We start from the raw sequence: 10334 nt of genomic DNA, 5'->3' as shown, positions 1-10334 counted from the left end.
GGATGGTTCGGAAATCCAATCCTAACCCTTCTTGACCACCCGCCGCCCCATAGGATCTGTGGTACCTGCCGCCTGCATTTTTTTGAGCAGGCGGGCCATGGGAGCAGCCAGCTCCCGGCCTTCCCTGCGCCCTCGGCATTTTCGAGGGTCTTGATGCGATCAACTCGGGCGCGATGGCGCCGCGGGACGTGTTGATGCGTCTGTGCGCATCATGATGGTCTCGTCGAGTGGGCCCCCACCCCCGACCCCTCCCCGCAAGGGGGAGGGGAGAAGAGAGAGCGAACCTCTCGCCAAATTCACTCGCAGAAGAGCGGAGAAGTATCGTGTCAGCGAAGAACGCGGCCGCGGATTGGCCCCTCCCCCTTGCGGGGAGGGGTCGGGGGTCCCCGAAGCACTCTGTTAGTTATGAGCTCCTACGAGATAGCTCAACCCCAAGCGCGAACGTCGACGCGTGAACCTGCGATCCTCAGATCTTCAGCTCACTCCCCGTCACCCGCTTGAACGCTTCGAGATAGCGCTGGCTGGTGGCATCCACCACGCTCTGCGGCAAAGGCGGCGGCGGGGCCTCGCCGTTCCAGCGGCCGGCCTTGCGCTCGGCGTCGAGATAGTCGCGCAGCGGCTGCTTGTCGAAGCTCGGCTGCGGTCGGCCCGGCTGATAGGCATTGACCGCCCAGAAGCGCGACGAGTCCGGCGTCATCACCTCGTCGATCAGGATGATGTGGCCATCCTTGTCGCGGCCGAACTCGAATTTTGTGTCGGCGATGATGATGCCCTGTTCGCGGGCGAGCGCCTCGCCGAGCGTATAGACCGCGCGCGTCATGCTCTCCAGCGTGTAGGCCGTCTCGTCGCCGACCACCTCGCGCATCCGCGCGATCGTGATGTTCTCGTCATGGCCGGTCTCGGCCTTGGTCGCCGGGCTGAAGATCGCGGGCTCCAGCTTCTGACTCTCGACCAGGCCTGCAGGCAGCTGCTCGCCGGCGAGCGTGCCGCTCGCCGCGTATTCCTTCCACGCCGAGCCGGACAGATAGCCGCGGATCACGCACTCGATCGGGAACACATTGGTGCGCTTGCACAGCATCGCCCGGCCGAGAATCTCCTGCCGGTGCGGCTTGAGCTCAGGCACTTGGTCGATGATCTCGTCGGTATCGGCCGAGATCATGTGGTGATGCACGACGCCTTCGAGCGCATTGAACCAGTAGGCCGAGATCTGCGTCAGCACCGCGCCCTTCATCGGGATGGTTTCGTTCATCACCACGTCGAAGGCGGAGATGCGGTCGGTGGTGAGCAGCAGCACGCGGTCGTCACCGACGGCATAGATGTCGCGGACCTTGCCGCGGCCGATTTTCGGGAGCGGCAGATTGCTGGTGAGGAGCGTGGTCATCGTGCGGGGCTTTCGAAACGGGAGCGTTGCGCTCTCAATAGCCTATTCCGGCAGCGGAATGAACTCGTGCTCCTGGGGAACGGCGGCGAAGCGGCCGGTTTTCCAATCCTGCTTGGCCTGCTCGATGCGTTCCTTGCTGGAGGAGACGAAATTCCACCACACGTGGCGCGGCCCTTCCAGCGCGTCGCCGCCGAGGAACATCATCCGGGTCGGCTTGACCGTGCGCACGCTGATGGCGTCTCCAGGGCGGAAGACCAGCAGCCGCGGTCCTTCGTGGCGTTCGCGCGCGATCTCGACCTCGCCGTCGACGATATAAATCGCGCGCTCCTCGTGGTCGGGATCGAGCGGCACGACCGTGCCGGCCTGCGCGGTGACCTCGACATAGAACCAGGGCGAGACCATCGTCACCGGCGAGACCGCGCCGAACGCGCGGCCGGCGATGATGCGCGCGGAGAAGCCGGTGTCGCTGACCGTCGGCAGCGCGTCGGCCGCATAATGCTGGAAGCTCGGCGCGATCTCTTCGGATTCGACCGGCAGCGCGATCCAGCTCTGCAGGCCCAGCATCTTCTGCCCGTTCTGCCGCTGCAGGTCGGGCGTGCGCTCGGAATGCGCGATGCCGCGGCCCGCCGTCATCAGGTTCATCGCGCCGGGCTGGATCTCCCGCACGTTGCCCTCGCTGTCGCGATGCATGATGGCGCCGTCGAACAGATAGGTGACGGTGGCAAGCCCGATATGCGGATGCGGCCGCACGTCCATGCCCTTACCGGACATGAACTGCACCGGGCCGAAATGATCGAAGAAGATGAACGGCCCGACCATCTGCCGGCGGCCATGCGGCAGCGCGCGACGCACCGCAAAGCCGTCGCCGAGATCGCGGGTGCGCGGCACGATGACGTGCTCCAGCGCATCGCACGAGGTGGGATCGCCGAACTCGGGATCGATCGATGGCTGCCAGCTCATGGGGCGCTCCTGCAATGTGGTCGCGCCAGCTTAGCAGCTTTGCTGAGGCGACGGCAGGGCAGGAGGTCGCGGTGGCGGCGCGATTTGAACGAAGCGAAGCTCCGGCCTAGAGTTCCGGCGCTGACAACGGACCCATGACGATGACGCTCGAAAGCCTCGATCTCGCGCTTCGCGCCGCCGCCATCGCGCTGCTGGCCGTGCTCGCCGTCTCGCTGGGACGCGATCTCGGCAGGCAATGGCGCGGCCGGCTCGCGATCGCGCTGGCGCTGGGCTCGGCCGCGCATGCCGCGACCTTCAACATCGGCGGCACGGCTGCGCCATCGCTCGCTTCCGCGCCGCTGATTGCGCTGGCGACCGCCGATATCGTCGTGCTCTGGCTGTTCTGCCGCGCGCTGTTCGACGACGGCTTTGCGTTGCGTTGGCTGCACGGCCTGATCTGGCTCGCGGTGTTCGGCTTCAGCCTGCTGAGCTGTCTCGTGCTGGGGCCTGCCGGACATGGACGGCTCGTGATCGTCGCCAATAATGTGCTGGCTCTCGGCTTCCTTGGCCTGACCTTGGCGCAGACCATCCGTTCCTGGGCGGCGGATCTCGTCGAGGGGCGGCGGCGCATCCGCGCCTTCGTCGTCATCGCGGCGATGGCCTACGGCGGCGTCAACGCGCTGCTGCAGATCGCGTCCGCCGGCAGCGGGCCGTCGGAGCTCGCCAATGTCATCAATGCGGCGATGTTCTTGGGCGTGGTCGGCGCCGTTGCGTTGATGCTGCTCAAGGTCGGTGCCGGCGACGTGCTCGCGCCGGAGACCCCGCAGGTCGAGACGCCGAGCGTGGCAGCGGCTACCGTGGTCGTCCCAGGGGCGGAGACGGCGGCCAACCGCAAGCTGGTCGACGCACTGATGCGGCTGATGGCGAACGAGCGGATCTACCGCCAGGAGAACGTCACCATCGGCATGCTGGCGACGCGGCTCTCCATTCCTGAATACCGGCTGCGGCGGCTGATCAATGGCGAGCTCGGCTACCGCAATTTCAATACCTTCCTCAACGCCCACCGCATCGAGGAGGCCAAGGCCGCGCTGGCCGATCCCGCCCAGGCCGAGGTGCCCGTGATCACCATCGCGATGGACGCCGGGTTCCAGTCGCTCGGCCCGTTCAACCGCGCCTTCAAGGCGGTGACCGGGGTGACGCCGACCGAGTACCGGCGCATGAGGCTGTCGGCGGCGTGATCTGTTCAGCCTTGAAACTGCAGAGGAATTCCAAAATCGGCGAGATCCCGGCGATTCTCGGCTGGGATGATTTCCAAAATCGGCGAGCGTCCGGGCCGCAGCCGCAGTCCGGTCCGGCAGATCCAACTGCCGGAGCTCCTCATGACTCGCCGCCTGCTGATCGCTCTCGTTGCCACCACCGCGCTGACCGCCCTGGCTGTCGGCAGCGCCCGGGCCCGCGACGTGCCGAAAATCGCGACAGGCTTCATCGCCAGCGTGCTGTGCTCGGAGACCTTCGTCTCCGGTCTCGACCCGGACCGCACGCTCTCCGAGACACGGGCCGCGATGCCGGGCGCCGGCCTGCTGAGCTGGGCGATGGACATCCGCGTCGATCGCGCCGCCAAGGACGTCACCGTGACGCTGCTCGGGCTCGGCCGCAGCCGTGCAGTGTTTCGCGACGGGCTCGGCTGCCATATGGATCATGGCGAGAGTCCGGACTGGCCGGCCATCCGGCCGTCCCAGCCGGCCTTGCTGCCCGGCACCGCTCTGCCGCACGGCGTGGCGCCGGTGACACCGGCGCTGACTGCGGCGCTCGATCGCGCCTTTGCCGAGCCGGAGGTGCCGCCGTTCCGGCGCACCCATGCCGTCGTGGTGATGACGGACGGCAAGGTCATCGCCGAACGCTACGCGCCGGGCTTTGCGGTCGACACGCCGCTGCTCGGCTTCTCCGCGACCAAGTCGATGACCGCGACCTTGATCGGCATTCTCGTCCGCCAGGGCAAGCTCGCGCTGCATGCGCCCGCGCCCATCGCGGCGTGGCGCGACGACAAAGATCCGCGCCACGCCATCACCGTCGATCACCTCTTGCGCCACACCGCAGGCCTCGCGCTCGGCAGCTCGCTGCAGGCCTCGCTGTTCTCGGCGCTCGAGCCGGTCAACCGGATGAAATTCGTCGAAACGGACCGCGCCGCCTTCGCCGAAACCATGCCGCTCGAAACCACGCCGGGCGCGGTCAGCAATTATCACGACGGCAACACCGTCATCCTCTCTCATCTCATCCGCGACGCCGTCGGCGGCAGCGCTGCGGATGTGCTGCGTTTTGCGCATCGCGAGCTGTTCGATCCGCTCGGCATGACCAGCGTCACCCTCGAATTCGACGCCGCCGGCACGCCGGACGGATCGAGCCAGATGCTGGCGTCGGCGCGCGACTGGGCGCGACTCGGCCAGCTGTATCTCGACGACGGCGTCGTGGCTGGCCGCCGCATCCTGCCCGCCGGCTGGGTCGCGTATGTCAGCGCGCCGACACCCGGCGCGTTCGTCGGCCTCGGCGCCGGCTTCTGGACCAACAGTGGCGACAGCTTTGGCGCCAACTACCGCAGCTCCCATGGCTGGCCGCGCGACGCGTTCTTCGCCAAGGGCACGCTCGGCCAATATGTCATCGTCATCCCCTCCGAGCGTCTCGTCATTGCGCGTTTCGGGCGCACCGTGAACTGGCCGCCGGAGGCCGACGGCGTGGCGCAGCTCGTGAGCGACGTGATCGCGGCGACCCATGGGGAATGACGCATGCGCTACGCTCTCCCCAGCGCGGTGGCCTGCGCGACACGTTCGAACCGCTCCAGCGACAGGATCGCATCGGCGAAGCTCTGCGCGCGGTTGCTCAGCACCGGCCGGGCGAGCGTCAGAAACTTGTCGCTCATCGCCTGCGCCGAGGGGAACGAGGTCGGCTCGCCCGAGGGATCGTCGTGCAGCCGCTCGTGCACGCCGTCTTCCGTGGTGATGGTGACGCGCGCGCCGAACGGATGGCTGCGGCCGACCTCCAGCCTGTCGTCCTGCACCACGTCGAACTTGTCGGCGAGCGCATTGATCGCGATGTCACCCAGCCTGACGTAGTCGTCCCAGCCGAAGCGGCCCTGGTCGAGCGCCAGCGCGCCGGTGAAGAACATCGAGAACTGGCCGCCGACGATCGAGGTCGGATGCCGCTTGGTCGCGGCGTCACCGGTCAGGGTGATGCCGTTGCGATGCAGGCCGACCTCGACGCGCTTGACCTGGTCCGGCGTCAGATTGTGCTCGCGGCGCAAGGCGATGATGGCGTCGATCGCTGCATGGGTATAGCGGCAGCTCGGATACGGCTTCACGCCGATCTTCATCGTCTCATAGGTGGAGCCGAGCCCGGCGACGGCCTTGTCGTGATGCGGCGCGTCGGTGTAGCCGACCAGAAGACCGTGCTTGCCCTCGACGGATTCGATCGCGCCGACGAAGTCGTTCTTGGCGAGCGTCGCCGCGATCACGCCGTTCATTGCCGACGCGCCGACCTGATAGCGCTTGTTCCAGGCGCCGTTGACGAGAAACTGCAGCGAGCCCGCGGCCTGGCTGCCGGACACGCCGAAGGCGTAGATCAACTGCTGCTCCGACAGGCCGAACAGCTTGCCGGCCGCGGCGGCCGCGCCATAGGTGCCGGCGGTCGCCGTCGGGTGGAAGCCGCGGGCATAATGCGAGGTCGGATCGAGCGCGTTGCCGAGCCGGCAGCACACCTCGTAGCCGGCGACGATGGCGGTCAGCACCTCGCGGCCGGACGCGCCGACCAGCTCGCCGACGGCGAACGCGGCCGGCACCACCGGCGCGCTCGGATGCAGCGAGGAATCGGCGTGGGTATCGTCGAAATCGAGCGAATGGCCCATCGTTCCGTTGAGCAGCGCCGCCACCGCCGGCGTCCAGGTTCTGTCGTCGCCGAATACGGTCGCCTCGCCCGCCGCATCGAGCTTCAGCGCCGCCAGCATCTTGACGATGGACGGCGTCGATTCCGCCTCGCGCCGGGCCCGGATGGCGCTGCCGAGGAAGTCGAGCGTCAGCACCTTGGCGCGGTCGAGCACCTCGGGCGGGATATCGTCATATTTCAGCTCCGCGACATAGGCGGCGAGCGTTGCGGTTTCCTGGGCCATCGTGTTTCCTCGCATCGTTGCAATGACCGTAGGCAAGCCGATTCCGCCTTTCAAGCCGGTTCGGCCGGGTGGGGAGCTGCCATGCCGGGATCGCGCTGGTGCTGTTCGAGGTGAGCGACTGATGATGTCCTTGAAGCGGCTGTTTGGCCGGTTGCGCGCCCGCAAGGCGCCGATGTCGCTGGCGGTTCGCGGCACGGTGGCGGCGACGCTTGCCTTCGCCATCGCCACGGCTTTTCAATTGAAGCTGCCGCTGTGGGCGGTGCTGACGTCGCTGATCGTGACGCAAGGCAGCGTCGGGCGCTCGCTGAAGGCAACGCGCGACTACATGTTCGGTACCATCGGCGGTGCCATCTATGGCGGCGCCATCACGGTCTTCATCCCGCATTCGGGCGAGCTGCAACTGCTCGGCATGCTGATCCTGGCGGTGACGCCGCTCGCTTTCGTCGCCGCGATCAATCCCAGCCTCAACGCCGCCACCGTGACGGCGGTCATCGTGCTGCTGGTGCCGACGATGGGCCATCTCGATCCGCTCGGCTCCGCGATCGACCGCGTGTTCGAGGTCGCGGTCGGCGCGCTGACCGGCCTCGCCGTATCGTTCATCGTGTTGCCGTCGCGCGCGCATGTGCAGATGCGTGCCGCGGCGGGGCGTCTGCTCGAACTGATTGCAGCTGCCTTCACCGAGCTGCTGGCCGGCCTGTCGCGCGGCCGCGACAACGACGCGCTGCATCGGATCCAGGACGGCATTGGTACCGCGCTCACCGAATTGAATGCGACAGGAGCGGAGGCCGAGCGGGAGCGCTCGGCGCGGCTGTCCTCCGGCGCCGATACCGGCCCGCTGCTGCGGACGATCCTGCGCCTGCGCCACGACGTCGTGATGATCGGCCGTGCCAGCGTGGTGCCGCTGCCATCCGAGCTGCAGGCGCGCTTGTCCGGACCAGTGTCGCGCGTCAGCGATGCCATCGCGAGCTATCTGCGCGGCTGTGCCGCGGCCATCCGCAACGGCTCCGGCCCGCCGGCGATCTGGCCGATCCACGTCGCGGTGAAGGCCTATGCGGAAGAGGTCGCCGCCGTCCGCAGCGACGGTCTCACGCGGGGCCTGCCGGGTGACGCCGCCGAGCGCTTCTTCGCGCTCGGCTTCTCGCTGGAGCAGATGCGCCAGAACCTGATCGACCTCGAGCGCGTCGTTGCCGAATGGGCGGGCGCGTCGACCGGGAAGCCGCATCGACCGGAGCGCGACGAGACGCCGGATACAGCGGGGGCCTGATCTCCTCATCGCGACAACCGCAGGAAGCGCAGCACCAGCAGGGCCGCATAGATGGCGGTGCCGATCGACAGCCCGATCCAGATTCCGATCGCGCCGAGCTTGGTGTGCAGGCCAAGCACGTAGGATGCGGGAAAGCCGATCAGCCAATAGCCGAGCACGGCGAGCAGCAGCGGCACGCGCGTGTCCTTGATGCCGCGCAGCGCGCCGACCGCGATGGTTTGCAGCGCATCGGTGATGAAGAAGGTCGTGCCGACCAGGAGCAGCGTGGCGGCGAGTGCCGCAGTCGCCGCGGCATCGGCGAGGCCGGCGCCAAGAAACAGCTGCACGATCTCGAACCGCGCAAGGATGATGCCGAGCGTGAACAGCATGGCAAGGACGAGGCCGAGCAGCATCGCCATCAGGCCGGCGCGGCGCACACCGTGCGCATCGTTGCGGCCGGCCGCATGGCCGACGCGCACGGTCGCGGCCATGCTGATGCCGAACGGCACCATGAACAGGATCGCCGTGATCTGCAGTGCAATCTGATGCGCGGCGAGAGCGGCCGTGCTGATCAGTCCCATCAGGATCGCCGCCGCCGAGAACAAGCCATATTCGAGCAGGAACGACAGCGAGATCGGAGCGCCGATGATCAGGAGCTGCCGCATCAGCCGCCAGTCGATGCGCCCGAGCCGGGCCAGGACATGATAGTCGCGGAACGGCGGGCGCAACGCGGCGAACCACAGACCGGCAAGAAACGTTCCCAGGTTGACGGTCGAGGTGGCGAGGCCGACGCCGGTCAGGCCGAGCTGCGGAAAACCCCAGTGGCCATAGAGCAGCGGATAGACCAGCAGCGCGTTGAGCGGGATCGCGGCCAAGGTGATCCAAAGCACCGGCTCGGGGCGGTTGACGGCGCCCATGAAGCTGCGCAGCGCCAGGAACCACAGCATCGGCGCAATGCCCCAGGCGAGGCCGGCCAGATAGTCCTGCGCGAGATGCGCCACGCCCGGCGCCTGTCCGAGTGCGAGCAGGATGACCTCGCCGTTCAGCGCGATCAGCATGATCGGCAACGCGATGAACAGCCCGGCCCACAGCCCGACGCGCAGCGCGCGCCGGACCAGCCCGGCATCGGCCGCGCCGAACGCCTGCGCGGCGAGCGGCGCCACCGCGGACATCAGACCCATGCCGAAGGTGGAGCCGACGAAGTAGACGGTGCCCGCTAACGCGGCCGCTGCAACGGCATCGCCGCCGAGACGGCCGATGAAGGCGAGATCGGTCGACATCATCGCAATCTGCGACAGCTGCGTCAGCGCCATCGGCGCGGCGAGGCGGACCGTCTCCCAGAGTTCGAGCGCGAGAGAAGGTGTCGGCGCCGCCGGCGGCGGCGCGTGGTCGGTTCCGGCTGTGGAGGTCATGATCGAGGCTATAGCAGTCCCCGCAGTGTCGTGCACATCACGCCGTCGTCGTCATGGGCCGTGCGAGATGCGAGCGTCGCGGCAACATCATCGTTGGAGCTTGGGTTCGCGACGTCGGCCATCGCGGACTGCTCTCGTGCCGAACCAGATCGGATCGGACGGCCACACACGTTCCCGCGGCACGGCGTGCCCGGGTGATGCTCGATTTGCTCCCCTCGAACAGGAAGAGGGGCAGGGAAGGCCGGGTGCTTGACCACACCCATGGCCCGCCTGCAAAAGAAGTAGCAGGCGGCAGTCACCACAGGTGGGCCGCACATCCGGCCTTCCCTGCGCCATGGTTGGAACGGCTTATACGTACTCTCCCCGGGGACCGAGCTTGTTTGCCCCCGTCACCTTGCGGATCGCCCGCCGGCTTGACCTCAGCATCGGGAGGCCAGGACCATACGATTTCGCCGTACGCGGCCGCTCCTTCGTCCACGCGCCAGCCTCGAGGAAACCTCAAGTGCGCGCTGTGAGCTGCCGCATCCATCGCATCCCACCCTCAACGTCCGTGACGATCGCGAAGCGCCCCTCTCATGAGGACGGGATGGGTGTAGTATTTCCGATTTTCGGAAGTAAAGCAAGCGGAAAGTTTAGGCCAGATGATCTCGATCGGACCATGTGTCTGAGGTGGCTATCGAAATCAATGTTTGCACGCGGCCCGCTCTCAGCTGACGAGCCGAGTGTAGCGCACACGTCAGCCGTCCATGTGGGCGCGGAGCGCTTTGGAGCCGCGGAGCTCCACGATCAAGATGTGCTCCTGGTCGGTTCGCGAAGCGAACGACATATCCCAATCAGCAGGTCCTGCGTTCAGCAGCGGAACCGAAAAGCTGTTGAGTACGAATTCCGTGTCGAACGAAGCTTCGAGCGGTTTGCCGAACCAATGCTCGTAAGTCGCGCGCGCGACATGATCGATGTTGTGGATGATGTCGGTGTAGTCGCGTTCAACCCAGGCGAAGAACTCGCGCTGTTGTTGGTCGGGCGCCAGCCGCTCGCCAGGCGCATCAATGAAGATCTCGATCTCGGTCTGCGTTGGTGAGAACTGCCGCTTTGCTTCCCAGTAGGATCCCATCGAGACGAGATGTCCAAAGAACGCGTCGTCAATTTCAACCCGCCTCATGATCAGTTCGCTGAACAGCCTGCGTATCAGGCCCATCTGATCGC

At 67.0% G+C, this 10334-nt stretch carries 8 protein-coding genes; 3 read left to right on the top strand and 5 right to left on the bottom strand.

Going from position 1 to position 10334, the window contains the following annotated elements; genetic code table 11:
* Positions 1-466: 466 nt before the first annotated feature.
* Complete coding sequence (locus QW868_RS08445; RefSeq protein ID WP_316230323.1) at positions 467-1381, bottom strand: phosphoribosylaminoimidazolesuccinocarboxamide synthase; 915 nt, start codon at positions 1379-1381, stop codon at positions 467-469.
* A 42-nt stretch (positions 1382-1423) separates the two neighbouring features.
* Complete coding sequence (locus QW868_RS08440) at positions 1424-2341, bottom strand: pirin family protein (protein WP_315735540.1); 918 nt, start codon at positions 2339-2341, stop codon at positions 1424-1426.
* Between the two features lie 140 nt (positions 2342-2481).
* On the opposite strand from QW868_RS08440, the gene QW868_RS08435 reads away from it, so the two are divergent.
* Both QW868_RS08435 and QW868_RS08430 read left to right on the top strand, forming a co-directional pair.
* Positions 2482-3558 carry a helix-turn-helix domain-containing protein gene (locus QW868_RS08435; RefSeq protein WP_316230327.1) on the top strand — a complete coding sequence of 359 codons (1077 nt, stop codon included), beginning with the start codon at positions 2482-2484 and terminating at the stop codon, positions 3556-3558.
* Positions 3559-3699: 141 nt separating this feature from the next.
* Complete coding sequence (locus QW868_RS08430) at positions 3700-5097, top strand: serine hydrolase (protein ID WP_316230322.1); 1398 nt, start codon at positions 3700-3702, stop codon at positions 5095-5097.
* Between the two features lie 8 nt (positions 5098-5105).
* On the opposite strand, the gene QW868_RS08425 is transcribed toward QW868_RS08430, so the two are convergent.
* Positions 5106-6476, bottom strand: a complete 1371-nt coding sequence (locus QW868_RS08425) for an MmgE/PrpD family protein (protein WP_315797200.1) — start codon at positions 6474-6476, stop codon at positions 5106-5108.
* A 121-nt stretch (positions 6477-6597) separates the two neighbouring features.
* Here QW868_RS08425 and QW868_RS08420 point away from each other — a divergent pair, with 121 nt between their 5' ends.
* On the top strand, positions 6598-7740 hold the full coding sequence (locus QW868_RS08420; protein ID WP_315812153.1) for an FUSC family protein: 1143 nt from the start codon (positions 6598-6600) through the stop codon (positions 7738-7740).
* Between the two features lie 5 nt (positions 7741-7745).
* Here QW868_RS08420 and QW868_RS08415 read toward each other — a convergent pair whose 3' ends face one another.
* Together QW868_RS08415 and QW868_RS08410 are read right to left on the bottom strand one after the other, a co-directional pair.
* Entirely contained in the window at positions 7746-9131 is a 1386-nt protein-coding gene (locus QW868_RS08415) for an MATE family efflux transporter (protein WP_315773303.1), read from the bottom strand.
* A 736-nt stretch (positions 9132-9867) separates the two neighbouring features.
* Positions 9868-10326 carry a hypothetical protein gene (locus QW868_RS08410; protein WP_315784367.1) on the bottom strand — a complete coding sequence of 153 codons (459 nt, stop codon included), beginning with the start codon at positions 10324-10326 and terminating at the stop codon, positions 9868-9870.
* Between the last annotated feature and the right edge of the window lie 8 nt (positions 10327-10334).

This window comes from Bradyrhizobium sp. SZCCHNR1051 (assembly GCF_032489615.1).
GTDB lineage: Bacteria > Pseudomonadota > Alphaproteobacteria > Rhizobiales > Xanthobacteraceae > Bradyrhizobium.
The sequence above is the reverse complement of the archived record's forward strand: the minus strand, read 5'-3'. Positions and strand labels throughout refer to the sequence as shown.